The 25,781-nt window shown below is 63.4% G+C and carries 25 protein-coding genes; 12 read left to right on the top strand and 13 right to left on the bottom strand.

Annotated features, from left to right (window positions below):
* Position 1 precedes the first annotated feature (1 nt).
* Both puuE and R6254_RS09215 read right to left on the bottom strand, forming a co-directional pair.
* On the bottom strand, positions 2 to 949 hold the full coding sequence (gene puuE / locus R6254_RS09210; protein WP_318406230.1) for an allantoinase PuuE: 948 nt from the start codon (positions 947 to 949) through the stop codon (positions 2 to 4).
* Positions 946 to 1,620, bottom strand: a complete 675-nt coding sequence (locus R6254_RS09215) for a GntR family transcriptional regulator (protein WP_318406232.1) — start codon at positions 1,618 to 1,620, stop codon at positions 946 to 948. Before R6254_RS09215 ends, puuE begins: the two co-directional genes overlap by 4 nt.
* A gap of 67 nt (positions 1,621 to 1,687) precedes the next feature.
* Here R6254_RS09215 and uraH point away from each other — a divergent pair, with 67 nt between their 5' ends.
* Positions 1,688 to 2,041, top strand: coding sequence for a hydroxyisourate hydrolase (gene uraH / locus R6254_RS09220; RefSeq protein WP_318406234.1), 354 nt, complete (start codon positions 1,688 to 1,690; stop codon positions 2,039 to 2,041).
* A gap of 126 nt (positions 2,042 to 2,167) precedes the next feature.
* Here uraH and R6254_RS09225 read toward each other — a convergent pair whose 3' ends face one another.
* On the bottom strand, positions 2,168 to 2,677 hold the full coding sequence (locus tag R6254_RS09225) for a hypothetical protein (RefSeq protein ID WP_318406236.1): 510 nt from the start codon (positions 2,675 to 2,677) through the stop codon (positions 2,168 to 2,170).
* Positions 2,678 to 2,826: 149 nt separating this feature from the next.
* Between R6254_RS09225 and xdhC the strand changes: the two genes are divergently transcribed.
* The 3 genes from xdhC to R6254_RS09240 all read left to right on the top strand — a co-directional run bounded on the left by xdhC (position 2,827) and on the right by R6254_RS09240 (position 6,304).
* Complete coding sequence (gene xdhC / locus R6254_RS09230; protein WP_318406238.1) at positions 2,827 to 3,651, top strand: xanthine dehydrogenase accessory protein XdhC; 825 nt, start codon at positions 2,827 to 2,829, stop codon at positions 3,649 to 3,651.
* A 130-nt stretch (positions 3,652 to 3,781) separates the two neighbouring features.
* Positions 3,782 to 5,023: a urate hydroxylase PuuD gene (locus R6254_RS09235; protein WP_318406240.1), complete on the top strand. Its 1,242-nt coding sequence runs from the start codon at positions 3,782 to 3,784 to the stop codon at positions 5,021 to 5,023.
* A 150-nt stretch (positions 5,024 to 5,173) separates the two neighbouring features.
* Entirely contained in the window at positions 5,174 to 6,304 is a 1,131-nt protein-coding gene (locus R6254_RS09240) for an ABC transporter substrate-binding protein (protein ID WP_318406242.1), read from the top strand.
* Between the two features lie 25 nt (positions 6,305 to 6,329).
* Here the strand turns inward: R6254_RS09240 and R6254_RS09245 are convergent, their stop codons facing one another.
* Positions 6,330 to 7,265 carry a LysR family transcriptional regulator gene (locus R6254_RS09245; RefSeq protein ID WP_318406243.1) on the bottom strand — a complete coding sequence of 312 codons (936 nt, stop codon included), beginning with the start codon at positions 7,263 to 7,265 and terminating at the stop codon, positions 6,330 to 6,332.
* A 94-nt stretch (positions 7,266 to 7,359) separates the two neighbouring features.
* On the opposite strand from R6254_RS09245, the gene R6254_RS09250 reads away from it, so the two are divergent.
* The 3 genes from R6254_RS09250 to R6254_RS09260 all read left to right on the top strand — a co-directional run bounded on the left by R6254_RS09250 (position 7,360) and on the right by R6254_RS09260 (position 10,888).
* On the top strand, positions 7,360 to 8,454 hold the full coding sequence (locus R6254_RS09250; RefSeq protein ID WP_318406245.1) for a tartrate dehydrogenase: 1,095 nt from the start codon (positions 7,360 to 7,362) through the stop codon (positions 8,452 to 8,454).
* A 47-nt stretch (positions 8,455 to 8,501) separates the two neighbouring features.
* Entirely contained in the window at positions 8,502 to 9,449 is a 948-nt protein-coding gene (locus tag R6254_RS09255; protein WP_318406247.1) for a tripartite tricarboxylate transporter substrate binding protein, read from the top strand.
* A gap of 113 nt (positions 9,450 to 9,562) precedes the next feature.
* On the top strand, positions 9,563 to 10,888 hold the full coding sequence (locus R6254_RS09260) for a glycerate kinase type-2 family protein (protein WP_318406249.1): 1,326 nt from the start codon (positions 9,563 to 9,565) through the stop codon (positions 10,886 to 10,888).
* A 56-nt stretch (positions 10,889 to 10,944) separates the two neighbouring features.
* Here R6254_RS09260 and R6254_RS09265 read toward each other — a convergent pair whose 3' ends face one another.
* The 4 genes from R6254_RS09265 to R6254_RS09280 all read right to left on the bottom strand — a co-directional run bounded on the left by R6254_RS09265 (position 10,945) and on the right by R6254_RS09280 (position 14,061).
* Positions 10,945 to 11,733: an amino acid ABC transporter ATP-binding protein gene (locus R6254_RS09265; RefSeq protein WP_318406251.1), complete on the bottom strand. Its 789-nt coding sequence runs from the start codon at positions 11,731 to 11,733 to the stop codon at positions 10,945 to 10,947.
* Positions 11,734 to 11,792: 59 nt separating this feature from the next.
* Positions 11,793 to 12,443: an amino acid ABC transporter permease gene (locus R6254_RS09270; RefSeq protein ID WP_318406253.1), complete on the bottom strand. Its 651-nt coding sequence runs from the start codon at positions 12,441 to 12,443 to the stop codon at positions 11,793 to 11,795.
* Positions 12,444 to 12,457: 14 nt separating this feature from the next.
* Positions 12,458 to 13,120 (bottom strand): amino acid ABC transporter permease, encoded by a 663-nt coding sequence (locus tag R6254_RS09275; protein WP_318406255.1) that lies wholly within the window; start codon positions 13,118 to 13,120, stop codon positions 12,458 to 12,460.
* Positions 13,121 to 13,260: 140 nt separating this feature from the next.
* On the bottom strand, positions 13,261 to 14,061 hold the full coding sequence (locus R6254_RS09280; RefSeq protein WP_318406257.1) for a transporter substrate-binding domain-containing protein: 801 nt from the start codon (positions 14,059 to 14,061) through the stop codon (positions 13,261 to 13,263).
* Positions 14,062 to 14,393: 332 nt separating this feature from the next.
* On the opposite strand from R6254_RS09280, the gene R6254_RS09285 reads away from it, so the two are divergent.
* From R6254_RS09285 to R6254_RS09300, 4 genes are all read left to right on the top strand, one after another.
* Positions 14,394 to 15,275: a MurR/RpiR family transcriptional regulator gene (locus tag R6254_RS09285; protein ID WP_318406259.1), complete on the top strand. Its 882-nt coding sequence runs from the start codon at positions 14,394 to 14,396 to the stop codon at positions 15,273 to 15,275.
* Positions 15,276 to 15,325: 50 nt separating this feature from the next.
* Positions 15,326 to 16,558 carry a diaminopropionate ammonia-lyase gene (locus tag R6254_RS09290; RefSeq protein ID WP_318406260.1) on the top strand — a complete coding sequence of 411 codons (1,233 nt, stop codon included), beginning with the start codon at positions 15,326 to 15,328 and terminating at the stop codon, positions 16,556 to 16,558.
* A complete protein-coding gene (locus R6254_RS09295) occupies positions 16,555 to 17,802 on the top strand; it encodes a Zn-dependent hydrolase (RefSeq protein WP_318406262.1) in 1,248 nt (415 codons plus the stop codon). The genes R6254_RS09290 and R6254_RS09295 overlap by 4 nt, the downstream gene beginning before the upstream one ends.
* A gap of 89 nt (positions 17,803 to 17,891) precedes the next feature.
* Entirely contained in the window at positions 17,892 to 18,845 is a 954-nt protein-coding gene (locus tag R6254_RS09300; RefSeq protein ID WP_318406264.1) for an N-carbamoyl-D-amino-acid hydrolase, read from the top strand.
* A 132-nt stretch (positions 18,846 to 18,977) separates the two neighbouring features.
* On the opposite strand, the gene R6254_RS09305 is transcribed toward R6254_RS09300, so the two are convergent.
* The 5 genes from R6254_RS09305 to R6254_RS09325 form a co-directional block, all read right to left on the bottom strand.
* Complete coding sequence (locus tag R6254_RS09305; protein ID WP_318406266.1) at positions 18,978 to 19,418, bottom strand: acyl-CoA thioesterase; 441 nt, start codon at positions 19,416 to 19,418, stop codon at positions 18,978 to 18,980.
* A gap of 40 nt (positions 19,419 to 19,458) precedes the next feature.
* Positions 19,459 to 19,776, bottom strand: coding sequence for a hypothetical protein (locus R6254_RS09310; RefSeq protein ID WP_318406267.1), 318 nt, complete (start codon positions 19,774 to 19,776; stop codon positions 19,459 to 19,461).
* Between the two features lie 8 nt (positions 19,777 to 19,784).
* Positions 19,785 to 20,768 carry a Bug family tripartite tricarboxylate transporter substrate binding protein gene (locus R6254_RS09315; RefSeq protein WP_318406269.1) on the bottom strand — a complete coding sequence of 328 codons (984 nt, stop codon included), beginning with the start codon at positions 20,766 to 20,768 and terminating at the stop codon, positions 19,785 to 19,787.
* 39 nt (positions 20,769 to 20,807) lie between these two features.
* Entirely contained in the window at positions 20,808 to 22,415 is a 1,608-nt protein-coding gene (locus R6254_RS09320) for an indolepyruvate oxidoreductase subunit beta family protein (protein ID WP_318406271.1), read from the bottom strand.
* Positions 22,416 to 22,546: 131 nt separating this feature from the next.
* Complete coding sequence (locus R6254_RS09325) at positions 22,547 to 24,712, bottom strand: thiamine pyrophosphate-dependent enzyme (RefSeq protein ID WP_318406273.1); 2,166 nt, start codon at positions 24,710 to 24,712, stop codon at positions 22,547 to 22,549.
* Positions 24,713 to 24,808: 96 nt separating this feature from the next.
* Between R6254_RS09325 and R6254_RS09330 the strand changes: the two genes are divergently transcribed.
* Positions 24,809 to 25,711 carry a LysR family transcriptional regulator gene (locus R6254_RS09330; protein WP_318406274.1) on the top strand — a complete coding sequence of 301 codons (903 nt, stop codon included), beginning with the start codon at positions 24,809 to 24,811 and terminating at the stop codon, positions 25,709 to 25,711.
* Positions 25,712 to 25,781: the final 70 nt, after the last annotated feature.

Raw genomic sequence — 25,781 nt, forward strand, 5'->3', positions numbered from 1 at the left:
TTCAGTCTTGGTGAGGGTGGACTTGCATCCAGTGACGGGCAATGTCAATGCGGCGGCAAATCCACACGTGGTCGTGTTGTTGGATGTGGTCAAGAAAACGTTGCAAGGCGACGATGCGGCCAGGGCGGCCCAGCAGGCGACAGTGCATGCCTATGCTGAGCATTTTTGGCGCGTTCAGGCCCTGGGGATCGCCCTCGGCGTACAAAACATCAAAGCTGTCGCGGAGATAGGTGAAAAAATCGTCGGCTTGCGAGAAACCCTGGGGCAGCGCAAAACGCATGTCGTTGGTGTCCAGCGTGTAGGGTACGACCAGGCGCGGCACCCGCGTGCCATCGGTACGCTCCACCTTCATCCAGAAGGGCAGGTCGTCACCGTAATAGTCGCTGTCGTAGGCGAGCTGGCCGTCGTCAGCCACCAGGCGGCGGGTGCGCGGGCTGTCGCGGCCGGTGTACCAGCCCAGCGGGCGCTGGCCCGTCATTTGCGTGATGATCTCCAGGCCCAGACGCATGTGTTCGCGTTCGGTGGCTTCATCGACACTCTGGTAGTTGATCCAACGCAGGCCATGGCAGGCGATCTCATGGCCCAGTTCGACGAAGGCTGCGGTCAGCTCCGGGTGGCGCTGCAGAGCCATGCTGACACCGAACACTGTCAGCGGCAGTCGGCGTTTTTCAAACTCGTGCAGGATGCGCCAGACGCCGGCACGCGAGCCGTATTCGTAAATACCTTCCATGCTCAGGTGACGTTCGGGGTAGCTGGGTGGGTTGAACATCTCCGAGAGAAACTGCTCCGACCCGGCGTCGCCGTGTAACACCGAGTTCTCGCCGCCTTCTTCGTAGTTCAGCACAAACTGCACGGCAATACGGGCCTGATTCGGCCATTGCGCGTGCGGCGGGGTGCGGCCGTAACCGACCAAGTCCCGGGGATAGCCGCTTGTGTTTTGTGTGTTCATGACAGCGCCATCGAAATGTCGTTGCTGGGCACCTTGCGGTCGAAGGTCAAGTTTTTCTCCACATGCAGCAGGTGTTCGTCCATCAAGCGCACGGCGCGTTCTTCGTCTTTCGCGGCCAGGGCCTTGACGATTTCGGCGTGTTCGTCGTTGGAGTGTTCGGCCGCGCTGCTGGTCTGGTACATCAGGGTGATCAGGGCGCAACGCGAAATCAGCTCGCTGAGCATTTGCGCCAGCACCTCGTTGCCCATCAGTTCGGCCATGCGGACATGGAAATCGCCGAGTAATTCGGTGCGACCGGCCACATCTTCCTTGGCCACCGCAGCTTTTTCCTGCGCCACATGTTCCTTGAGGGCGCGGATTTTGGCCGGCGTCACGTCACGCACAAAAGCCCGTGTCATCTCGGCTTCCAGCATGCGGCGAACCGCAAAAACCTGGCGGGCTTCGTCGGCCGCCGGCGCGGCAACAAAAGCGCCACGTGCCGGTTCCAGCCGGATCAGCCGGTTTTGCGCCAGCTGGAACAAGGCCTGCCGTACCAGCGTGCGTGACACGCCAAAATGGTCGGCCAGTTTTTGTTCGGCCAGTTTGGTGCCGGGATGCAGGCGGTGATCAACAATCGCCCGGGTCAGTGCTTCAACAATAGAGCTGGTGGCAGAGGATTCCATGCGTCGCATGATAGCTGAAGGTGGAAAAGTTGTATACACTTCTGTTTACTAAATCTTCCACCAGAAAGAGGCACTCATGGGCCTGAGCACACATGTCCTGGACACCATGCACGGCACCCCGGCGGCCGGCATGCATGTCGCGCTGTACACCACCGACGGCGGCCAGGCCAGCCTGGTGAAATCGTTTGATCTGAATGGCGACGGCCGCAATCCGGACGGCCTGCTGTACGACAACAGCAGCCTGCAACGTGGCACCTACCGGCTGGTGTTTGATGTGTCGGCTTATTTCCGGGCACGCGGCGTGAACCTGCCGGAGCCGAACTTCCTGAACCAGGTCAGCCTGGATTTCGGGGTGGCTGACACCAGCCAGCATTACCACGTGCCGCTGCTGGTCAGCCCCTGGAGTTATTCGACTTACCGCGGCAGCTGAACGAGCCCCCACGTTCGTTCGCTGCGCGTAACTCTCTGCCCCCCGAGGGGGTGCATTTTTCCTTGGGGCGGCCCGGCGGAAAAACGGCCAGGTTCCTCGTGCCGCCGCGTCCCTCGGACGTGCGCTTCAGTCCTGCCCTTCGGTGAGGGTGTCCAGCTGGAACTTGCCACTTTTGTGCCACAGCCAGGTGTCGGTGTAGACCACTTTTCCCAAGCGCGTGGGTGCCGGAAAAGGGGATGCATTTTTAACCATGCGTTCGATCTCGGCAATGACTTCCGGTGCGTGGCGTGGTGCACGCATCCAGTCCAGGCGGGTCACGATGCCGACCTGGTTGATTTCTACATTCAGCACCCCGATGGCGTACAGGAGCGGCGGCATTCTGCCTTTGTAAATGCGGTCAGCGTGCAGGCCGTAAAGGTGGCTGGCACCGCTTCCGCGGTAAGCGCGGGCCGTGGTGGCCGGCGAGTTTCGGGCCGAACCGGCGGGACCGGAGACCGGGCCTACCACGGTGGGCGGCGCGGCCGGTTCCGATGGCGCGGCCGGTCCGGGCGCGGTCTTGCAGGCCGAGACGATGGCGCCGGCGGCTGCCGAGAGCAGGGCCAGCAGCCAGAAGCGGCGGGGAGGAGATTCAGACATGCATATCCTAGAGAATTTCGCCAAGGGTTTGTTGCTGCTATTGTGCAGTCTGTTCAGAAGCCGGCTGTGTAACAGCGACGGGATGGATTGTGCCGAATTATGCGATCTGCGGGCCAGGCGGTGGCGGCCCGCGTCAGAGGGTTTGTACCGTGAGTGATCAGACAGAATTGTTTTTGCAGCAGTTGAGCGCTGCGCCGGCCGTGCTGGTGCAGGTGACGGCCACCGAAGGTTCGGTGCCGCGTGAAGCGGGCACCTGGATGGCGGTTTTTGCCGATACCCTGGTGGGCACCATAGGCGGCGGCCACCTGGAGTACCAGGCGATCGCCAACGCACGGGCACGTTTGCAAGGTGTGCCGGATGCGCCAGGTGTGGCCGAGAGCCGCGTGGTGCTGGGCCCGTCCCTGGGCCAGTGTTGTGGCGGTGTGGTGTGGCTGCGTTTCGAGTTGCTTGGTCCGGCCGACGTGACGGCCTTGCGTTTGCGGCTGCGCACACATTTACAGCCTGTTGCCTTGTTTGGCGGCGGCCATGTGGGCCATGCGCTGGTTCAAGTGCTGGCGCGCCTGCCGTTTGCGCTGACCTGGATAGACAGCCGTGACGGCATCTTTCCGGACACGCTGCCGGACCGGGTGCTGTGTGAGCACTCGGAGCCGGTGCAAGGCGCTGTGCGTGGCCTGGCGCCGCAGTCCCGGGTGCTGATCATGAGTTTCAGCCACGCCGAAGACCTCGATATCCTGGCCGAATGCCTGAAGCGCCAACGCGAGCAGGCCGACTTGCCCTACATCGGCCTGATAGGCAGCAAAACCAAGTGGGCGACTTTTCGGCACCGCCTGCAGGCGCGCGGCTACAGCGACGAGGAACTGGCGCAGGTGACCTGCCCGATCGGCCTGCCCGGCATCGACAGCAAGGAGCCCGAAGTGATTGCGGTCGCGGTGGCGGCACAATTGTTGCTGCAGGGATCCACGGGAAAACCCTGAATTTCCTTCCTGACATGGCGTTCATAAAGTGTATACACTTTCGTGGACAGGTCGCAGCGGAGCCATTGTGTTCGCGGCCGAATTTCTGCTCAGAGCGCCCGCAGTGGTGAGCAGGTTTGAAAGTTGAGACATGGAAAGTTACCTCCTCGACTGGGCCAACCTGCTGCTGCGCTGGGTCCACGTCATCACCGCCATTGCCTGGGTCGGTTCCTCGTTTTATTTTGTCTTTCTCGATTCAAGCCTGACGCCGCCCGTGGACGAGGACCTCAAGAAGCAAGGTGTCAGCGGCGAACTCTGGGCCGTGCATGGCGGCGGTTTTTATCACCCGGTCAAATTCGCGGTCAAACCGCCCGAGTTGCCGAAACACCTGCACTGGTTTTACTGGGAAAGCTACAGCACCTGGCTGTCGGGTTTTGCGCTGTTCACGGTGTCTTACCTGTGGAGCGCCGGTACCTACCTGATCGACAAGTCGCTGATGAACTGGTCGCCCGGCGCGGCCATCGGTGTGGCGCTGTCTTTCTTTGTGGTGTTCTGGATGTTGTACGACAGCATCTGTCAGCTGTTCGGCAAGCGCAAACACGGCGATGCCATTGTGGGGGCGCTGGTGTTGCTGCTGGTCTGCGCCGCGTCGTGGCTGGCCTGCCACTGGTTTGCCGGCCGCGCGGCTTTTCTGCTGGTGGGCGCGATGATCGCCACGGCCATGAGTGCCAATGTGTTTTTCTGGATCATTCCCGGGCAGCGCAAGGTGGTCGCCGCGATCAAGGCCGGCCAGCCGGTGGACCCGGTGCATGGCCAGCGCGGCAAGCAGCGCAGTGTGCACAACACCTATTTCACCTTGCCGGTGTTGTTTGCCATGCTCAGCAACCATTACAGCTTCACCTACGGCCATCCGCACAACTGGCTGGTGCTGATTGTCATGATGCTGGCCGGCGCGCTGATTCGCCAGTTTTTTGTGATGCGCCACGGCTACAAGCTGGGGCGCAACCGCAATCCGCTGCCGTATGCGCTGGTGGGCGCGGTGCTGATTCTCGGGGCCATCGTCGGGCTGAAGCCGCCCACGGCCGCGGCACCTGTCGCAGTCGCTACTGATTCAATAGCTGCTTCCGCAGGTGGGGCGGGGGCTGCAGGCCAAAATAACTATAAAAATGTGCAAAAAGTGCTGGAACAGCGTTGTTACCAGTGCCACGGTGCGCAGCTGCAGATGAAAAACGTCAGACTCGATTCGCCGGCTTTGCTGAGCCAGCATGCGCAAGCGGTGTACCAGCAGGTGGTCGTGAGCAAAATCATGCCCCTGAACAACGCCACCGGCATGCTGGATGCCGAACGCGCGCAGCTCAAAGCCTGGTTCGAGGCCGGCGCGAAAACACCCTGAGGCTTGGCCTCCATCGGCCGCGCGCCAGCAGCCGTCGCCGCGTCTCAGCGTCTCCGTAATACCGCTTATCGACTTTGCCCATTCCCCATGCTTCAATTTGGGGACGGCAGCGTTTTGCTGTGCTGAGTTCATAAAAACGGAGACAAGCCCATGACGTCTGTTCCATCCCTCCTCCGCAGCCTGGCCCTGGGCAGCACCCTGGCGGCGTCCCTGGCCGCGGTCGCCGCCCCGATTGTTGTGGGACAGGTTGCGCCTTTGTCGGGCCTGGAGGGCACGCAGGCACGCGCTTATTCCACCGGCCTGCAGCTGGCGCTGAGCAAGGCCAACAAGGCCGGCGGCGTGAACGGCCATACCTTCAGTCTGGTGCGCAAGGACGATGGCGGCCGCCCCGCGGACAACATCACCGCCACCCAGCAACTGCTCAATGAACACAAACCGCTGGTGCTGGCCGGTTATTTCGGCGACCGCGTGATTGGCGAGTTGGTGAGTTCCAAACTGCTGGACAAGGAGAAAATTGCGCTGGTGGGTTACCGCGTCAACGAGGTCCGCAGCGAAGCGCCGCTGGTCTACAGCGTTAGGGCCAGCCTGCGCGACGAAATCAACAAAATCACCGAACACCTGGTTACCGTGGGCATCACCCGCATCGGGCTGTTTTACCAGGACGGCCCCGGTGCCGCGCCGCTGATTGCGGCCACCGAAGAGGTGATGAAAAGCAAGGGCGCCAAGGTCACGGCCAAGGGTGCGTACACGCCGGGCACGGCCAAGGTGAGCAACGCGGTGGTGGATGGTTTTATCGCCGCAGCGCCGCAGGCGATCATCATTGTGGCCAGCGGGTCCGCCGCCGCGGCCTTCATTGAAAAATACCGCATGGACGGCGGCACGGCGCAGTTGTTTGCCCACTCTGGCGCGGACATTGAGCAGATGTCGCAACGCCTGGGTGAGGAACAAATGAAAGGGGTGGCCATCACCCAGGTCACGCCTAATCCCTACAAAATTTCAGGACGGCTGACCAAGGAGTTCAGCGACATCACGGCCAAGACCCCCAACCTGGAGGTGCCGGTGAGTTACGCCATGATGGAAGGTTATATTGCCGGCTCCGTGATTGTGGAGGCCGTGCGGCGCATGGGGCCCAAGGTGTCGCGTGAAGCTTTTGTGAGCGCGCTGGACAACACCGACCTGGACCTGGGCGGCTACAAGGTGGACTTTGATCCCGGCATGCGCTCCGGTTCCCGGTTTGTGGAGCTGAGCATCGTCACCAGCTCTGGACGCATCAGGCAATAGGCGCTGTCCAGCCGGGAGCGCTGCCTTACCAGTTGCTCACCAGGCCCGCAGAACGGGTGGATGACTTTTCAAAATGGTGGGCCAAAAAATCCACAAAGGCCCTGACCCGCGCAGACACCTGATGCCGTTGCGGGTAGACCGCATGGATGTCGGCCGGCGGTGACTGGTATTGCGCCAGCACCTGGCGCAGGCGCCCGCTGCGCAGGTAACGCGCGATGTCCCACTCCGCCCGCATCACAATGCCGTGGCCTGCCAGTGCCCAGTTGACGGCGATTTCTCCGTCGCTGGTGCTCAGGTTGCCGCGCACCTTCACGGTCTCCGTGTATTTGCCGGAGCTCAGGCGCCAGATGCCATAGGCCTCGCCGCCTTGCCGAATGCCTATGCAGTTGTGTTGCGCCAGCTCCTGCGGCGTTTGGGGTGTGCCGCGTCTGGTCAGGTAGCCCGGTGCGGCGCACAGCAGGCGCCGGTTCGGTGCCAGCTTGCGGGCAATCACCCGTGCATCCGGTGGCTCGCCGAAGCGTACACACACATCGAAAGCATCGTCGCCCACAGGCGGTGGGTTGACCGTGAGTTGGAGCTGGATCTGCACCTCCGGATGGAGCTTGGCAAAACCCGAAATCAGCGGGGCGATGTGGCTGCGGCCAAAACCCAGGGTGGCGTTCACACGCAGCAAGCCCTTGGGTCCGGCGACAGCGCTGGCGACCAGTTGCTCCATATCCTCGATCTCGGTCAGGATGCGCCTGGCGTGGGTCAGGTAAATCTCGCCTTCGGGTGTGAGGCTGATCCGGCGTGTGCTGCGGTTGAGCAGCAACACGCCCAGGCGGGCTTCCATCTGCGCCAGGCGTTTGCTGATGGCCGGCGTGGTCAGGTCCAGCTCGCGGGCGGTGGCCGAGAAGCTGCCGGAACGCGCCAGCAGACTGAAAAAAGCCATTTCGGAAGGGGCGGAAGCAGGCGTGGACATTATTAACTCAAAGTAAACAATGGAATAACTTTAGGGGATCTTGCGGCATCTGGCAATCCGTAAAGTTAGCGCATTGTTTTGACACGAGAAACCCATGAAAACTTACAAGATTGCCTGCATCCCGGGCGACGGTATCGGCAAGGAAGTGGTGCCCGCTGGCCAGCAGGTGCTGGAAACCATGGCTGCCAGCCAAAAAAGCTTTAACTTCGACTTCAGCTTTTTCGGCTGGGGCGGTGACTGGTACCGCCAACACGGTGTGATGATGCCGGAGAACGGCCTCGATGCCTTGCGTGGCATGGACGCGATCTTGTTCGGCTCGGCCGGTGACCCGCATATTCCCGATCACATCACCTTGTGGGGCTTGCGCCTGAAAATTTGCCAGGGCTTCGACCAATACGCCAATGTTCGGCCCACACGTATCCTGCCCGGCATCGATGGGCCGCTCAAACGTTGCAAGCCGCAAGACCTGGACTGGGTGATCGTGCGCGAAAATTCGGAAGGGGAATACGCCGGTGTGGGCGGGCGTGTGCACCAGGGTCACCCGATCGAGGTGGCCACCGACATGTCCATCCTGACACGCGTCGGCGTGGAGCGCATCATGCGTTTTGCCTTCAAACTCGCGCAGTCGCGGCCGCGTAAATTGTTGACCGTGGTGACCAAATCCAACGCCCAGCGCCACGGCATGGTGATGTGGGACGAAATTGCGCTGCAGATCAGCCAGGAGTTTCCGGATGTGCGTTGGGACAAGGAGTTGGTGGACGCGTGTACCGCGCGCATGGTCAACCGCCCGGCCTCGCTGGACACCCTGGTGGCCACGAATTTACATGCCGATGTTTTGAGCGACCTGGCCGCCGCGCTGGCCGGCAGCCTGGGCATTGCGCCCACCGGCAACATCGACCCCGAGCGCCGTTACCCCTCGATGTTCGAACCCATCCACGGTTCGGCCTTCGACATCATGGGCCAGGGCCTGGCCAATCCGGTCGGCACGTTCTGGTCGGCGGTGATGTTGCTGGAACACCTGGGCGAACAGGCCGCGGCGCAGCGCCTGATGCAAGTCATCGAACAGATCACGGCCGATCCTGCGCTGCACACCCGCGACCTGGGCGGCAGCGCCACCCTGGCGCAGGTGACCCAGGCCGTGTGTGAACGGATTGCCGGTTGCCATGAGGAGACACGCCAGGCCGCCTGAGCTGCCCCAGAATGTGACAGACCTATAACGACGAAGGAGACAAGACCATGAAAAAGCTGATTGCCGCTCTTAGCCTGACCTTGCTCGCGCCCTGGGCGCTGGCACAAAACTGCCCCGACAAAAACCTGCAGTACTGGCAGGCCTTTCCGCCGGGCGGCGAGTCCGACCTGTCGGCGCGGCATCAGCAGATGGTGCTCAAGAAAAAATGCCCGGCCATAGAAACCATCGTCCAGTACAAGGCCGGTGCCGGCGGGGCCTTGATGTGGTCGCAGATGAACCAGTTGGCTCCGGACGGTCTGAACATCGTCGGTGTGAACCTGCCGCACATCGTGTTCCAGCCCATCGAGGGCCTGGTGCAATACAAGACGGCCGATGTGACGCCGGTGTTCTGGTTCCACTTCACGCCCGATGCGCTGGTTGTGCCCGAGAGCAGCCCGTACAAAACCTTTGCCGAGTTCATTGCCGCCGCCAAAAAAGATCCCGGCAAGATGAGCCTGGGCGGCTCCGGCCTGAACTCCGCCAACCACGCCTCGCATGAACGGCTGAACGCCGCCTTCGGCATCAAAAGCACCTACGTGCCCTACAAAGGCACGGGCGACATGGCGCTGGCCGTGGTCGGCAACCAGATTGACGGCGCGGTGACCTACACCGCCTTTGCCATCAACAACAAGAGCAAAACACGCGCTCTGGCCGTGGCCATGGAAAAACGCCATCCCCTGCTGCCCGACGTGCCCACCTTCAAGGAGTTGGGTGTGGACTGGGTGGACGGCGCCTACCGCGGCATCGGTGTGCCCAAGGCTACACCGCCCGAGGTACGCAAAAAACTCTCCGACATGTGGGCCGCGCTCAACAGCGACCCCGAGATGAAGGAACTGGCCGCCAAAAACGGCTTTGAATTGGTCAACGTGGGTCTGGACCAGATGGACGCCTTCATGAAGGAAAAAACGCGGCTCTACACCGAAGGTGCACAGCGGCTGGGCCTGGGCAAGAAGTAAAACGAATCGTCCGTGTCGCCGCTTCACGGGCCGGCGACACGGGCCGCTTTTGATGGCGTTCGGACCGGGTTACCAGCAGGTTACGGCGTCACAATACGGGTTGGAGACAACGAATGACCGCACCCAACCCCGCCACCCATCCCCGCGCCTTTCTCGAACATCTTTACCAGGTCGCCGTGCAGCGCGCCTTGCCGCTGCACAACACCGCTGCGTATTTACCCAAACCGCCCAAGGGCCGGACGATTGTTCTGGGCGCCGGCAAGGCGGGCGGCTCGATGGCGCAGGCGGTCGAAGCCTTGTGGCCGACCGACGCCCCGCTGGAAGGCCTGGTGGTCACGCGTTACCACCACATTCCGCCGCGCCCGCCCGGCTTGCCACAGCGTATCGAGCTTGTCGAAGCGGCCCACCCGGTGCCTGACGCGGCCGGCCTGGCAGCCGCGCAACGTATCCTGCAGATGACACAGGGACTGACCAAAGACGACCTCGTGTTGTGCCTGATCTCGGGCGGTGGTTCGGCCTTGCTGACCCTGCCGGCCGAGGGTTTGACGCTGGAGGACAAGCAGCGCATCAACAAAGCCCTGCTCAACAGCGGCGCCAACATCGGCGAGATGAATTGCGTGCGCAAACACCTGTCGCGCATCAAGGGCGGGCGTCTGGCCGCGGCCTGTGCGCCGGCCACCGTGGTGACCCTGACCATCAGCGACGTGCCGGGTGACGATCCTTCCGTGATTGCCAGCGGCCCGACCGTGGCCGACATCACCAGTTGTGCCGATGCGCTGGCCATTCTCAAACGTTACAACATTGAGGTGCCCGCGGCTTTGCTGGCGCAGCTTGAAAGCGGTACGCTGGAAACCCCCAAACCAGGAGACGCCGCATTTGCCGGCCATGCCGTGCACCTGATTGCGACCCCTCAGCAATCCCTGGAAGCCGCGGCGGCGGCGGCACGTGCGGCGGGGCTGGAGGCGCATATTCTGAGTGACGAGATGGAAGGTGAGTCACGCGAGGTCGGCAAGGTGCATGCGGCGCTGGCGCGCGCCGTGGCACTCAAGGGCCAACCCTTTACCAAACCCTGCGTGATTTTGAGCGGCGGTGAAACCACGGTCACGGTGCGGCCGCAGCCGGCCGGCGCTGACAAGTCAACGCGCGGTCGCGGTGGTCGCGCCGGCGAGTTTTGTCTGGGGCTGGCGCTGGCATTGCAGGGCCAGCCCGGTGTCTACGCGCTGGCGGCCGACACAGACGGTATTGACGGCATGGAAGACAACGCCGGTGCGTTTGTCGCGCCCGACACCCTGACGCGCGCCGTGGCGCAAGGCATGAAGGTCGACCACTTCCTGGACCGCAACGACGCCTACGGTTATTTCGAGCCGCTGGGCGACCTGGTGGTGACCGGGCCCACACACACCAATGTCAACGACTTTCGTGCGCTATTGATTTTGTAGCTTCTTGCGCCCGTCGGGTAAGGGCTGGAGCCTCTTTTTTCCTAAACTTTCAAGCCTCAATGCAGCTTGCCCAGGAACTGGCGCAGCTCCGGGGTTTGCGGGTCGCCAAACAGTTGCTCGGGCGCACCCGTCTCGTGCACCCGGCCCTGGTGCATGAAGACCACGCGGTCGCTGACCTTGCGGGCAAAACCCATTTCGTGGGTGACCATGATCAGCGTCATGCCCTGGTTGGCCAGGCCCTCGACCACTTGCAGCACCTCGCCGACCAGCTCGGGGTCGAGCGCGGACGTGACCTCATCGCACAGTAGGATCTCGGGGTCCATGGCCAGCGCGCGGGCAATGGCCACGCGCTGCTGCTGGCCGCCCGAGAGCTGATCGGGCATGGCATCGAACTTTTCCGCCAGGCCGACGCGTGCCAGCAGGCGCTCGGCGTTCTTGCGCGCCACGTCCTTGGGCTGGCTGGTGACCAGCGTGGGCGCCAGCATCACGTTGCGGCCCACGCTGAGGTGGGGGAACAGGTTGAAGTTCTGAAAAATCATGCCCACGTTTTTGCGCAGCTCGCGCAAGGCAGGGGCGTCGTCGGTCCTCACAGCCTGGCCGTGCACGCTCAGCTCGCCTTGCTGAAACTGCTCCAGCCCGTTGATGCAGCGCAGCAGCGTGGACTTGCCCGATCCGCTCTTGCCGATGATGGAGATCACCTCGCCGCGATCCACCTCCAGGTCCACGCCCTTGAGCACTTCGTTGTCGCCATAACGTTTGCGCAGGCCCTGGATGTGCACCAGCGGAAAGAGGCCGGTCGCAGTGGCGGCGGCAGCGGAAGAAGGGGAAGCAGGTGTGGTGGTCATGGCGGGAGATCCAGGTCAGGTCAAAAAATCAGGCGTGGCAAACAGAGCGTTCAGTGAGCTCAACGCTTGGGGCGCAGCCGCCGCTCCAAGCGCTGGCTCCACAACGACAGCGGAAAGCAGAGGGAGAAATACAACGCCGCCACCCAGCCGTAGACCATGAAGGGCTCGAAGGTGGCGTTGGCGATCAGCTGGCCAGCCTTGGTGATCTCGATCAAGCCGATCACGCTGGTCAGCGCCGTGCCCTTGACGATCTGCACGCTGAAGCCAGCCGTGGGTGCTATCCCCAGGCGCAGCGCCTGCGGCAGGATGACGTGGCGCAGCTGCTCGGTGAAACTCATGGCCAGGCTGGCCGAGGCCTCCCACTGGCCCTTGGGCACGGCCTCCACGCAGCCACGCCAGATCTCGCACAGATAGGCGCTGGCGTAGAGCGTGAGGCACACGCTGGCGGCCACCAGCGGCGAGGTGTCGATGCCCGCCAGGGCAAGACCGAAGTAGGTCAGAAAAATCTGCATCAGCAGCGGCGTGCCCTGAAACAGCTGCACATAAACGGCGACAAAACGCCGCGCCCCTGGCAACTTGCTCAGGCGCAGCACCAGTAGCGCCATGCCGAGCAGGCTGCCGCCAACAAAGGCAATGAGGGACAGGCCTACCGTCCAGCGCAGGGCCAGCAGCAGTTGTTTGGCAATGTCCCAGACCGTGAAATCAACCATGGTGTCTCACTCCTTCAGGCACGGCGGCCAAACACCCAGCGCGGGCCGGCCCAGTTGAGCAACTGGCGCAGCAGCACGGCCAGGCCGAGATAGACCACGGTGACGAGGATGTAGGACTCGAAGCTGCGGAAGGTGCGGCTGGAGATCAGGTTGGCGGCGTAGGAGATTTCTTCGGTCGAGATCTGGCTGCATACCGACGAGCCCAGCATGACGATGATGACTTGCCCCACCAGCGAGGGCCACACGCGGCCCAGCGACGGCGGCAGCACCACGCGGGTGAAGGTTTGCCACGGCGTCAGCGCCAGGCACTGCGCGGCCTCGAGCTGCCCATGCGGCGTGGCCTCGATGCCGGCGCGGATCTGCTCGCAGGCATAAGCGCCCAGGTTCAGCGTCATGGCCAGAATGCTCGCCACCTCGGGCGACAGCCGCACCCCCATGGACGGCAGGCCGAAAAACAGGAAGTACAGCTGGATGATGAAGGGTGTGTTGCGAAACACCTCGACATAAGCGGCCACCACGAAACGCAGCGCCGTCCCGCCATACAGCCGCGACCAGGCGCAGGTTATGCCCAGCAGCACGCCCAGCGGGATGGCGATGCCGGTCAGCACCACCGTCAAGAGCAGACCTTTGAGGAGCATGGGCCATTGGCCCAGCACCGTTGCGAAATCCATTGCCATGCGTGCAATCCGTGATCAGTGATCAAAGAGGGGGTGGCGCGCCCAGGGCGACCATGCCAGGGCACCCGTGGAACCGGCTTTGCCGGGCCACTGGGTGGGGGGGATGGCCACACGCCGTGAGGCCATCCAAACGGGGGGATTCAATCCGGCAGGTTGCCCGTGCCACGGCCCAGCCACTTCTGCGCATAGGACTCCAGCGTGCCGTCCTTCTTGGCGGTACGCAGGATCTCGTTGATCTTGTTGAGCAGCGTGGTCTCGCCCTTGCGCACGCCCGTGTAGTTGGGCGAGTCCTTGATCAGCAGCTTGTATTCGGCCTGCACCTTGGGGTTTTTCTGCAGCGCGGCGGCGGCCACGGCGGCGCCCACGGCGACAAACTGGGTCTGCTGCGTCATGAAGGCGGCCATGGTGGCGTTGTCGTCCTCGAAGCGCTGGATCTTCAGGCTCTTGGGCGCCAGGCTCACCAGCGCATCGTCCTGGATGGTGCCGCGTGTCACGGCCAGGGTCTTGTCGGCCAGCCCATCAAAGCTCTTGAGCTCCAGGTTCTTCGGACCAAACACGGCCTGGAAGAAGGGCGCATAAGACACGGAGAAGTCGATGACCTTCTGGCGCTCTTCGTTCTTGCCCAGCGCGGAGACGATGACGTCGATTTTCCTGGACTGCAGGTAGGGAATGCGGTTGGGCGTGCTCACCGGCACCAGATCGGCCTTCACGCCCAGCTTGTCGGCAATCAACTGCGCCACGGCCACGTCCACGCCGGTGGGCTTGAAGTCGGGGCCCATGAAACCGTAGGGCGGGTAGTCGGTGGGAATGCCCAGCGAGATGCGTCCCTTGTCCATCACGGCCTTGAGCGAGCCGTCCTGCTGTGCGCTGGCACCGAAGGACAAACTCATGGCAAGGGTGGCAAGGGCACCTGCGGCAAAGGCTCTGCGACTGAATTTCATATAGGCACTCCGTGAATGAAAAAATGGTTGGGATACACCTTCTTCAGCACATTGCGTGCCAGCACTGAAACAGCTGTTGCACGGCAAGGGGCACGTGGCACGCGTGGTACGGCCGGCCTCTGGCAAAAACATCCGCGACAGGCGTGCGTTATAGACGGCTGGCGACGGTGCCGGGTGCACGGTCGCGCATGCGGGCACCCTTTTTGCTCAGCAGGGTGCATGCCGATTGAAACAAGGGTTTCGTTGTTTCAGAATTCTGGCACTCATGTTTCACAACCGTGCGCCATTGCCCCAAGCTGGGGCAGAGCGCCCAAAACCAGGGAGCTGTCACCATGGCCTTGACCTTGACCGACCTGCCGTCATCACTGGAAGCCCGCGTGCGCCATATGTATGGCGATCTCTCGGGCGCCGAGCGCAAGCTGGCCGACGTGGTGCTGGCCCGCCACGACGCGTTGCTGGGCTACACCGCGACCGAACTGGCGCAGCTGGCCGGCACGTCCAAGTCCAGCGCAGCACGTTTTTTTCGCCGTGTGGGCTTTGCTGGCTTTGACGATTTTCGCCAACAGGTACGCGCCCATCACGCGCGCCAGTCGCCGCTGGCCCGCATGGCACAGGTGCGGCGCAAGGACACCTTGGCGCAGCAACTGCACGCCCATCTGCGTCAGGACGCCCAGCGCCTCGCCGACTGGGCCGACGCCCCGCCCGACGCGCAGGTGCAGGCCGCGCTGACCCTGTTGTCCAGGGCGCGCAAGGTCTGGGTGGTGGGTTACCGCCACAGCCAGGTCACGGCCGGCTACGCCCAGGCGCTGCTGGCCCAGGTGCGCGGCGATGTGCTCAGCCTGAACGACGCCGGCGGCCGCGAGGCCGATCTGCTGGCCTGCGCCAGCGACAAGGACGTGGTGCTGGCCGTGGACTTTCGCCGCCGCAGCACCCGCCTGCCCAGCGTGCTGGCGGCCGCCCGCTGCATGGGTGCACAAGTGGTGCTGCTGACCGATGCGCCGGTCTCCGCCCTGGCCATGCAGGCCCAGGTGGTCTTGCGCTGCGGCGCCAGCGACGACTCCAGCGCTCTGTTTGACTCCTATGTCTGCGCCGTCAGCCTGATGAATTTTCTCGCCAGCGCCTTTGCCGCGCAATCCAAAACCGGCACCCAGGCACGGCTGCAGCGCATCGAGCGCCTGCACGTGGTGCTGGATGACCTGGAGTCACCGCTGTAGCGTTGCACCGTGCCGCCTCCCCCTTTTTATTTGTTTGACTGAAAGACACCATGACCCCACTTCCCGCCCTCAGCGCCGAATACCTGCGCAACCCCGCCGCCGACCGCCAGGCCCCGTATGGCGAGCGCCGCAGCGCCATCCTCGGCGCCCAGGCGCTGGCGCAAGCCGAGCGCGAATTGCGCAGTTGGCAGGGCTATGCGGTCACGCCGCTGCACACCTTGCCCGCGCTGGCGCAGGCGCTGGGCGTGGCGGCGGTGCACTACAAGGATGAAGGCGGCCGCTTTGGCCTGGGTAGCTTCAAGGCCCTGGGCGGCGCCTACGCCGTGGCGTGCCTGTTGTGCCGCGAACTCGGCGCCCGCCTGGGCCGCACACTGACCACGCAAGACCTGCTGACACCCGCACTGCGCGCTTTGTGCGCCGACATCACCGTCACCTGCGCCACCGACGGCAACCACGGTCGCTCGGTCGCCTGGGGGGCGCAACTGTTTGGCTGCCGCTGCGTGATCTACATCCACGCCACGGTGAGCGAAGGCCGCAGGGTCGCCATCGCCCACTACGGCGCCGAGGTGGTGCGAACGTCCGGCAACTACGACGACGCCGTGCGCCAGGCCGATGCCGACGCCAAGCTGCACGGCCGCTTCGTCATTTCCGACACCTCCTACCCCGGCTACATGGACGTGCCGCGCGACGTGATGCAGGGTTACCAACTGATGGTGCAGGAAGCCGCGCAGCAGCTGGCGCAGCGCCCCTCGCACATCTTTGTGCAGGCCGGCGTGGGCGGCCTGGCCGCCGCCGTGTGCGGCTATTTCTGGGAGCGTGATGGCAGCGAGCGCCCGGTGTTTGTGGTGGTCGAGCCCGACCGCGCCGACTGCCTGACGCAAAGCGCCAAGGCCGGCCAACTGACGGCCGTCACCGGCGACATCGACACGTTGATGGCAGGCCTGGCCTGTGGCGAGGTCTCGCACCTGGCCTGGGAGATTCTGGAACACGGCACCGACGGTTTTTGCGTGATTGCCGACCAGGCCGCTGTGGCGGCCATGCGCCTGCTGGCCTACCCGATGGGTCAGGACCCGGTGATCGTGGCGGGCGAATCGGCCGTGGCCGGTGTGGCGGCTGCCGTGGCTGTTTGCCAAAGCGAGGCCGCGCGCGCCGCGCTAGGCCTCACGGCCGATAGCCGCATCCTGTTTTTTGGCAGCGAGGCTGCGACCGACCCGCAGCTGTACGAGGAACTGGTGGGCGAAAGCGCCGAGGCCGTGGCCGTGCGTGCCGGAGCCCGCGCATGACCGCATCACTCAAGATCAACGCCGCGCGCCTGATGCAGCGCATCGCCGAACTGGGCCAGTTTGGCGCGTTGCCCGGCGGCGGCACCAACCGCCTGGCGCTGTCCGACGCCGACCGTGCCGCCCGCGACTGGACCGTGCAGCAGATGCGTGCGCTCGACATGAGTGTCGAGGTCGACGCTATCGGCAACGTCTTCGCCACCTACGCGGGACAAGCCGGCAGCGCCGACTTGCCGCCCGTGGCCACCGGCAGCCACATCGACACGGTGCGCACCGGCGGCTTGTACGACGGCAACTACGGCGTGCTAGCCGGGCTGGAGGTGGTGGCCACGCTGCGCGATGCCGGCCTGCGCACGCGGCGCCCGCTGCAGGTGGCGTTTTTCACCAACGAGGAAGGTGCGCGTTTTCAGCCCGACATGCTGGGCAGCCTGGTGCATGTGGGCGGCATGCCACTCGATGAAGCCCTGGCCAGCGTGGCCGTGGACAACGGCGCCGCGCTGGGCGCGGAGCTGCAGCGCATCGGCTACGCCGGCACTGCGCCCGTGGGCACGCCACGTGTGGACAGTTTTGTCGAACTGCACATCGAGCAGGGCCCGGTACTGGACCGTGAGGGCATCGCCATTGGTGTGGTCGAAGGCGTGCAAGGCATTTGCTGGATGGAGTTCAGCTTCAGCGGCCATAGCAACCACGCGGGCACGACGCCGATGGCGCTGCGCTGCGACGCCGGCATGGTGGCCATGCGCTGCGCGGCCTTTCTGCACACGCTGGTGGCGCGTTACGGCGGGCGCCAGCTCGGCACGGTGGGTGCGGTCACGCTGCATCCCAACCTGATCAACGTGATCCCCAGCCGTGCCGTGATCACCGTGGACTTGCGCAACACCGACGGCGCGCTACTGCAAGCCGCGCAGGCCGAGATGCTGGCCCATGCGCGGCTGCTGGCGGCTGAACACGGTGTGCAGTTCAGCCACCGTCAGTTGGCCGACTTTGCGCCTGTGCAGTTTGATGCCGCGCTGGCGGGCAGCGTGGAGCGCCATGCGCATGCGGCCGGCCTCTCCACGCTGCGCATGCCCAGCGGCGCCGGACACGACGCGCAGATGCTGGCGCGTATCTGCCCGACGGCCATGGTGTTCGTGCCCAGCGCCGGCGGCCTGAGCCACAACGTGCGCGAGCACACCGAGGTGCAGCAGTTGGAGCAAGGCGCCAACGTGCTGCTGCAGGTGATGCTGGAACGTGCCAACCGCGCCTGATGCGGCCTACTATTTGAATAAAAACAGGCTCTAGCCCTTATTCATAAAGCGCTGATAGCTATCATTTTTGAAGAAAGCAAGGCCAATTTATGTCCCGTATCGTCAACGTCGCCCTGGGCCAGCTTGGCCCCATCCAACGCGCCGACAGCCGTCCGGCCGTGGTCCAGCGCCTGTGCGCCATGATGCGCGAGGCGCACAGCCTGGGCGCGCATGTCATCGTCTACCCCGAGCTGGCGCTGACCACCTTCTTCCCGCGTTGGTACCTGGAAGACCCGGCCGACATCCACCGCTACTTCGAGCGCAGCATGCCCAGCGCCGAGACGCTGCCGCTGTTTGATCTGTCCAGGGAACTGGGCGTGGGCTTTTATTTGGGCTACGCCGAGCTGGCCGAAGAAGACGGCCGGCTGATGCAGTACAACACCGCCATCCTGGTTGACCGCACGGGCGCCATCGTTGGCAAGTACCGCAAGATCCATGTACCCGGCCACTTCGAGCATGAACCCTGGCGCAAATTCCAGCACCTGGAAAAGCGCTATTTCACGCCCGGCCAATCATTCGACGTGCACCAGGCCTTTGGCGGCACCGTTGGCATGGCGCTGTGCAACGACCGCCGCTGGGCCGAGACTTACCGCGTGATGGCGCTGCAGGGTGCGGAGATGATTTTCATTGGCTACAACACGCCGGTGCACAACGCGCCCGCGCCGCAGCACGACGATTTGTCGCTGTTCCACAACCAGCTGGCCGTGCAGGCCGGCGCCTACCAGAATGGTTGCTGGGTCGCCAGCGTGGCCAAGGGCGGCCTGGAGGAAGGTGTGGACAGCATCGCCGGCAGCCTGCTGGTGGCGCCCTCGGGCGAAGTGGTGGCGCGCTGCACGACGAAGGACGACGAAGTCGTGCTGGGCCGCTGCGACCTGGATTTTTGCGCCGTTTACAAACGCACCACCTTCAACTTCGATCTGCATCGCCACCCCGAATGTTATGGGCTGATCGTGCAGAAAAAGGGCGAGACGCTGGCCGCCGATGGCAGCGCCTGGCAGGCCTGATATGGCCTTGGGCTCAAAGAGAAAAAACCGTTCTGGCAAGGTGCTTGCCTTGCCCCGCGAAGCTTGAACCCCATCGCTCCGTCATCGACCTAGGTGGGTTCTTTGACGGGGCTGATTCAGTATCGCCTTCACTTATTCACAAAGGCTGCGAATCTCAGTCGGAATCGGCAGGGCCCGTATCGCTTCCGGGTTGTCGGCGCGGCGGCCGGCAAAAATTCGCACTTCATCACATTCCATGATGGCTTCCGCGCCGCGCATGATGCGGTAACGCTGCACAAAACTTTTTTCCCGCCATTCGGGGATGGAGGTGTGAATCTCCAGTATGTCGCCATAGGTGGCGGTGCGCAGAAAGCGTGAATGCGTGTCCACCAGCGGTGTGCCGATCACACCCAGCGTCTTTTCGGTTTCCTGCCAGGACGGCACGCCGCACTGCACAAAAAAGTGGCGCGAGGCGGCATCTATCCAGCGGAAAAAATTGGGAAACCACACAATACGCGCCGGGTCGCAGTCGCCGAATTCGACGCGCACGGTGTGGACAACGGTTTTGGTGGCCGGGGAATCAGAGGTGGTCATAAACAAAATTCAAGGCACGCCGCCCGCAGGCGGCGTGGGTTCAGTCAGGGTACTGGGTCAGGCTGCCGGCGGCATTGTCCAGCAGCATGAACAAGTCATAGTAGGCGATGTTGAGCTTGCCGCCTATGCGGGCCTCGGTCTGGCTTATCCATTCGGGGCTGTGACCTCTTTTCGCCGCTTCTATCGATGGCCAGATGTACATGCCCATGAGCTGGCGGTTGTCCTGGCTGACCAGGTAGTGTTTGCGCACCAGCTCAGGGTTGGCCTGCCAGCGCGCGACGGTGTCCAGCGCCCCTTGCACGATGTCTTCGCGTGTACTGCCTTCGGGCGCCGCAAAACTGACAAATTCAGCAATCATGTCAGGCCTCAGTCGGCTTTGATGTTGCGTGCCTTGATCAGTGCGCCGAAGCGAATGCTGTCGATGGACGCGCGCGAGCCGAAGTCGCTGGGTGAAATTGGGGCCGGTTCACCACCGATGGCCATGATGCGTTCGCGGACGGCCGGCGTGGCCAGGATGCGGTTGACCTCGCGGTTGACGCGTGTGACCACGTCGGTGGGTGTGCCGGCTGGCGCATACAGGCCGAAGTAAGTGTCGGCGTCAAAGCCGCGCAGGCCGGCTTCGTTCAGCGTGGGCACGTCGGGGAACAGCGGCGAGCGGCGCGGGCTGCCCACGGCCAGCAGCTTGAGCCGGCCCGAACGCACATGGGTCAGGCCGACGCCGGGATCCATCCAGAAATCAAACTGGCCACCCAGCAAGTCCTGCAAGGCCGGGCCGCCGCCGCGGTAAGGCACGTGAACAGCAAAGGTATTGGTCTGCGCCTTGAGCATTTCCGCTGCGAGATGGGGCGAGCTGCCATTGCCCGGCGATCCGAAAGACAACTTGCCGGGATTGGCCTTGAGGTAGGTGATGAACTCCTGCACGTTTTTGGCGGGCAGGTCGGGTTTGGTCACCAGGTAGACCAGCACCCGGGCCACGGCCGCGACCGGCTTGATGTCCTTGGCCGGATCAAAAGGCATACGTGCATACAGGTGCGGGTTGACCGAGACCATACCGCCGGAACTCATGAGCAAGGTGTAGCCGTCGGCCGGGGCCTTGGCCACGGCTTCACCACCAATGTTGCCATTGGCGCCGCCGCGGTTTTCCACAATCACCGGCTGGCCCAGGGCTTCGGACAGCGGCACACCGATGGTGCGGGCCAACTGGTCGGCCGCGCCGCCGGGCGGGAAGTTGACAATCACCTTGATCGGTTTGGTTGGCCAGGTTTGCGCTTGGGCGACAGGCAGGATGCTGCTGGCCGCAAGTGCCAGGGCCAGCAAAATACGGCGTTGGGGTTGGCAGGGTGAGTTCATGGTTTGTCTCCTTTTCTTGGGAATTAAAGCAAGCGTGATTCAAGCGGCCTTGGCGGCTTTTGGTTTGCGGTGCGGGTTCTCCATCCAGCGTATCGGTTGTGCTTTCACAGGCCGCGCGGGCGCGCCGTGTTGCACCAGGGTCTGGTCCAGCGCTTTGCCGGCTTCGTCCAGCAGCGCCGCGCTGCGGGCGGCGGCGATGGCGGCAGCGCGCAAGTCGTTCGAGGCAAACGTGGCGCCTGTGGCCAGGTGCTCCAGCACATGCATCAGGTTGTCCTTGCCACGTTCATTGGTGCTGCCGTAACCCTTGATCAGGCGGCCGCACAACGCAATTTCGTGGCCCAGTTGCCAGTGTTGCTGCGTGCCACGCACGACGCCGGCCAGCCACTGCGTGATCAGCGCCTGTTCGGTGGCAAAACGGCTGCCGCGCACACGCAGCCATTTGAGATTGGCCAGCAGGCGCAGCGACAACATGCCGAACACCGAATGGGTGCCGATCTTGAGCGGCATGGCCCAGGGCGCCTTGCCTTTGGCCACACGCGCACGGTCCCAGCGTGTGACACGCGCCGCCAGACCGGCCGGCAGCAGCGCGGCAAACTCCGGTGCGCCGGGTTTGAAATGGTCGTAGACCTGCAGCAAATCGTCGCTACCGGCCTTGACCTCGCCACTCACACGTTGCCAGCGGCTGGCGCTGCTTTTCAGATCGGCCACACGCACGATGTCGTCAAACGCCATCCACAAGGCCAGCCAGCGCGCCATCTCGCGGGTGGTGGCGTAACCCTGGGTACCAGCGGGGTCGGCCTGTTGCTCGGCGCCCAGCACCTGCTGCAGGCGCTGCACATACAGGTCGGCGTAGGTACGGCCCTGGTACTCCAGCATGCGGGCGTGGCCCAGCGCCAGCATGTCGTGCACTGCCGCCGGGAAAATACGCGCCAAATCGGCCTCCAGCCCTTTCGCCACGGGCGCAAGCAGCTCCTGATCTGATAGCAGGCTGGTGACCAGGGCGGCCTGCTCGCGTTGGATGCCGACCTGGCCGAAGGCCTGGTCAAAACCGCGCAGGCTGGCCGCCACCCCTTTGCCGCCGTGCTGGATGACGGTTTCATAGGCTTTGCGGGGGAAGGGAAACAGGCCGCTGCCGGCGATCGCACCCAGCATCACAGCGCTGACGATGGTGCCGCAGTCTTTTGCCATCTCGCTCATGTCGAAGACATGGTGCTCGCGGCTTTGTGTGCGCAACACGTCGAGCAGCGGTGCGTTGTCGGTGCGGCCGTCGCCCGGCTCCATGCGTTCGGAGGTGGTGAAGGTCCGGCTGCTGGAGCTGATCAGCAAGGTGCGCAGCGGAGAACTCATGCCGTTGCCGACCTGGCGCGCGGTTTCCAGCAGCTCCGACGACACCAGCATGTCCAGCGCGCCGGGCACGGGGTTCAGGCTGAACACCGGGCGTTTGCCCTGGAGTTGGGCTAGCGGCACCGGGAACACTTCCAGGTAATAAGTGGTGGCGCCTGTGCGTTGCGCCACGCCGGGGATGGAGGTGCTTTGTGCGGCGTAACCGCTGGCCAGTGCGATGTCGACCAGCCATTCGGTCAAGACGCCGCCGCCTTCGCCGCCCAGGGCGCAGATCAGCAGGGTGATGGGTTTTTGTGGGTTCATGTGTTTGTTGGTTTCTGGCTTGTCATTGCGGACTTGATCCGCAATCCATGTGTGCATACTCGCGCCGATGATTTATGTGAGATGGATCCCGGATCGAGTCCGGGATGAAAGAGCGTTGAAGTTTCCGTGAATCATGTTGTCTGTAGCGTCCGTACCAGCGCGCTGCGCACGCTGCCCAGCAGGCGTTCATGCCACTTCGGGTTCTGGATCACTTCCGCGCGGTAAAACGAGGGGCACAAGGTCGCGGCATGCGCATTGGCGCCGCACAGGCCGCAGCCGACACAACCGTCGATCACGGTGGCCACCGGGTCCACCTTCAGCGGATCCGGGTTGTCTTTCAAGGTCAGGGTCGGGCAGCCCGACAGGCGGATGCAGGCATGGTCACCGTTGCAGATGTCTTCATCGACACCGTATTTCACGCGCACCACCCGTTTGCCTTTTTTGAGCAGACCGGCCAGCCAGGGTTTGATGCGGCGCTGGCGCTCGAGCTGGCATTCACCCTCGGCGACGATGACCTTCAGGCCGTTGAAGTTGGTGGTGAAGGCTTCGTTGAGTGTCTGGCGCATCTCCTCGACGTTGTAGGTGTGCACCGTGCGCAGCCATTGAATGCCCAGGCCTTGCAAGGTGTTTTCAATCGTCTTGTTGGTGTCGGTCAGGCTTTGCAGCTTGTCGCTGGCGTTGAACTTGGCATCGTCACTGGGCGTGGAAATGATGTCCTGCGTGCCGGTGGCCGAGGTGTAGCCGTTCTTGAATATCAGCAACACCGCGTCGTCGCCGTTGAATAGCGCCGACTGCACGCCGGTCAGCAGGCCGTTGTGCCAGAAACCGCCATCCCCCATGATGGACAAGGTGCGGCGCGCCATCATCGGCGAGACGCCGGCGCGGCTGGCCAGGCTCATGCCGTAACCCAGGATGGAATGGCCGAAGGAGAAGGGCGCAAAGGTGCCGAAAGCGTGGCAACCAATGTCGGCCGCGATATGTACCGGCCCCACGTCCTGCTGCGCGAGTTTGAGCGCCGAAAAAACCGGCCGCTCCGGACAGCCAATACAAAAACCAGGTGGGCGTATGGGCAGGGCCTGGTTTAGCTGCTCCGCGATCTGTTTGCCCACGGCGCCACGGCGTTCGGCATTGCCCTGCAGCCAGCCGGTGGCCGAGGAGGTGTCCACATCGGTGGCATAACGCTGGAGGAAAGCCGCCAGGCCGGCGGCCACCACTTCGACCGAATATTCGCCGCCCGAGGGCAACATGTCTTTGCCGTGCAGCGGTGTGTTGATGCCCTTGCGGCGCAAAAAGGTGGCGATTTCGTTTTCGATGTATTCGGGCTGGCCTTCTTCGACCACCAGCACCGCGCGTTTGCCGACAGCAAACTCGGCGACCTGTTCGGGCACCAGCGGGTAGGTCACGTTCAGCACCAGGATGGGGATCTCGGTCTGGCCGAAGGCATCACACAGGCCAAACTGCTGCAGCGCGCGTATCAGCGAGTTGTAGATGCCGCCCTGCACGATGATGCCGAGATCCTTGCGCGGTCCGTCCATCAGCTCATTGAGTTGCTGCTCCAGGATGTAGCGCCGCGCGGCCGGAATTCGTTCTTCGGTCTTGAGTTTTTCGTGGCGAAAGGTGACAGGCGGATGCGCCAGCTTGTCGTAGTTGAAGGCCGCGGGTTCTTCCATCGTTTGCCGCGTCGAGATCGCCGGCGGCCGGTTGTCCTTGCATTCAAAACTGCCGCGCACATGGCAGGCGCGTATACGCAGCTCCAGGATGGCCGGCATGTTCGACGCTTCGGAAATGCGAAAACCGTGTTCCACCATCTCCACCATCTTGCCCAGATCGGGGCGCGGGTCCAGCAGGCACATGGTCGATTTCAGCGCGTAAGCGTGGGTGCGTTCCTGGATCACGCTGGCGCCTTCGCCGTAGTCTTCACCGACCACAATCAGCGCGCCGCCCGTGACGCCAGGCGAGGACAAATTGGACAAGGCATCGGCCGCCACGTTGGTGCCGACGATGGACTTCCAGGTGACGGCGCCGCGCAGCGGGTAGTGGATGGACGCGCCCAGCATGGCCGCGGCCGAGGCTTCGTTGGCGCAGGCTTCGACGTGCACGCCCAGCTCGTCCATATAGGGCTTGGCCTGCACCATGACATCTAGCAGGTGGGAGACCGGTGCGCCCTGGTAGCCGCCTACATAGGCCACGCCTGACTGGAGCAAGGCTTTGGTGATGGCGAGGATACCCTCGCCGTGGAAAGTCTCGCCCGCGCCCATGCGCAGTGACTCGATTTCCTTGCTGAATGAAACTTCCAAGGCGGTCTCCGTGTTCTATTTTCGTGGGAAACAAGGAGTTTGGCGTCTGCGGGACTATCCATCAATAAAATAGCAAGACTATCTGGTATTCATTCAATGCATATAAAAGACATAGACCTGAATCTGCTGCGGCTGTTCGACGCGGTTTACCGCACGCGCAATGTCAGCCGTGCGGCCGAGTTGATGGACCTGACGCAGCCCGCCGCCAGCCAGGGCCTGACGCGATTGCGCCTGCTGATCAAGGACCCGCTGTTTGTGCGCGCCGGCGGCGGCGTGCAGCCCACGCCCAAGGCGGACCGGCTGGCTGATGCGGTGCGCAGCGCGCTGGCCACGCTGGAGCTGGCGCTGAATGAATCGGCGCAGTTTGAACCGCTGCAGTCGCGCAAGGTCTTTCGCATCCACATGAGCGACATCGGCGAAGGCCGTTTCCTGCCGGAGCTGATGGTGGCATTGCGCCGCCTCGCCCCCGGCTTGCGTATCGAGACCACACCGCTGGCCAGCGGCGATATTGCCCAGGCGCTGGACAGCGGCCGCATAGATTTTGCGTTCGGCTTTTTGCCCACGGTCAAAGACACGCAGCGTGTGCAATTGCTCAAGGACCGCTATATCGTGTTGCTGCGCGAAGGCCATCCCTTCATTCGGAAGCGTCGCAGTGGGCAGGCGCTGCTGGACGATTTGCAGCAGCTGGAGTTTGTGGCGGTGCGCACGCATTCCGACACCTTGCGCATTCTGGAACTGATGCAGCTGGAAGACCGCTTGCGCCTGACGACCGAACATTTCATGGTGTTGCCGTCGATTGTCAAAGGCACCGACCTGGCGGTGGTGATGCCGCGCAACATCGCGCAGGTGTTTGCCGCAGAAGGCGGTTACGCCATCATCGAGCCGCCGTTTCCGCTGCGCGATTTCACAGTGTCGCTGCACTGGAGCAAACGTTTTGAAGCCGACCCCGGCAACCGCTGGCTGCGCCAGACCATAGAGGATTTGTTTTCGGAGGGCTGAAGGGCGGGCGCTGACAGTAGATAGGTTTCGCTATTGATTTAATAGCTGCTTGTGACCGTCCATATTCGGC

Source organism: Polaromonas potterensis, from assembly GCF_033446725.1.
Classification (GTDB): domain Bacteria; phylum Pseudomonadota; class Gammaproteobacteria; order Burkholderiales; family Burkholderiaceae_C; genus Polaromonas.

Coding starts and splice junctions, on each gene's coding strand:
- puuE (WP_318406230.1), bottom strand. CDS start 949: ATGAACACACAAAACACAAGCGGCTATCCCCGGGACTTGGTCGGTTAC.
- R6254_RS09215 (WP_318406232.1), bottom strand. CDS start 1,620: ATGCGACGCATGGAATCCTCTGCCACCAGCTCTATTGTTGAAGCACTG.
- uraH (WP_318406234.1), top strand. CDS start 1,688: ATGGGCCTGAGCACACATGTCCTGGACACCATGCACGGCACCCCGGCG.
- R6254_RS09225 (WP_318406236.1), bottom strand. CDS start 2,677: ATGTCTGAATCTCCTCCCCGCCGCTTCTGGCTGCTGGCCCTGCTCTCG.
- R6254_RS09235 (WP_318406240.1), top strand. CDS start 3,782: ATGGAAAGTTACCTCCTCGACTGGGCCAACCTGCTGCTGCGCTGGGTC.
- R6254_RS09240 (WP_318406242.1), top strand. CDS start 5,174: ATGACGTCTGTTCCATCCCTCCTCCGCAGCCTGGCCCTGGGCAGCACC.
- R6254_RS09245 (WP_318406243.1), bottom strand. CDS start 7,265: ATGTCCACGCCTGCTTCCGCCCCTTCCGAAATGGCTTTTTTCAGTCTG.
- R6254_RS09250 (WP_318406245.1), top strand. CDS start 7,360: ATGAAAACTTACAAGATTGCCTGCATCCCGGGCGACGGTATCGGCAAG.
- R6254_RS09255 (WP_318406247.1), top strand. CDS start 8,502: ATGAAAAAGCTGATTGCCGCTCTTAGCCTGACCTTGCTCGCGCCCTGG.
- R6254_RS09260 (WP_318406249.1), top strand. CDS start 9,563: ATGACCGCACCCAACCCCGCCACCCATCCCCGCGCCTTTCTCGAACAT.
- R6254_RS09265 (WP_318406251.1), bottom strand. CDS start 11,733: ATGACCACCACACCTGCTTCCCCTTCTTCCGCTGCCGCCGCCACTGCG.
- R6254_RS09270 (WP_318406253.1), bottom strand. CDS start 12,443: ATGGTTGATTTCACGGTCTGGGACATTGCCAAACAACTGCTGCTGGCC.
- R6254_RS09275 (WP_318406255.1), bottom strand. CDS start 13,120: ATGGCAATGGATTTCGCAACGGTGCTGGGCCAATGGCCCATGCTCCTC.
- R6254_RS09280 (WP_318406257.1), bottom strand. CDS start 14,061: ATGAAATTCAGTCGCAGAGCCTTTGCCGCAGGTGCCCTTGCCACCCTT.
- R6254_RS09285 (WP_318406259.1), top strand. CDS start 14,394: ATGGCCTTGACCTTGACCGACCTGCCGTCATCACTGGAAGCCCGCGTG.
- R6254_RS09290 (WP_318406260.1), top strand. CDS start 15,326: ATGACCCCACTTCCCGCCCTCAGCGCCGAATACCTGCGCAACCCCGCC.
- R6254_RS09295 (WP_318406262.1), top strand. CDS start 16,555: ATGACCGCATCACTCAAGATCAACGCCGCGCGCCTGATGCAGCGCATC.
- R6254_RS09300 (WP_318406264.1), top strand. CDS start 17,892: ATGTCCCGTATCGTCAACGTCGCCCTGGGCCAGCTTGGCCCCATCCAA.
- R6254_RS09305 (WP_318406266.1), bottom strand. CDS start 19,418: ATGACCACCTCTGATTCCCCGGCCACCAAAACCGTTGTCCACACCGTG.
- R6254_RS09310 (WP_318406267.1), bottom strand. CDS start 19,776: ATGATTGCTGAATTTGTCAGTTTTGCGGCGCCCGAAGGCAGTACACGC.
- R6254_RS09315 (WP_318406269.1), bottom strand. CDS start 20,768: ATGAACTCACCCTGCCAACCCCAACGCCGTATTTTGCTGGCCCTGGCA.
- R6254_RS09320 (WP_318406271.1), bottom strand. CDS start 22,415: ATGAACCCACAAAAACCCATCACCCTGCTGATCTGCGCCCTGGGCGGC.
- R6254_RS09330 (WP_318406274.1), top strand. CDS start 24,809: ATGCATATAAAAGACATAGACCTGAATCTGCTGCGGCTGTTCGACGCG.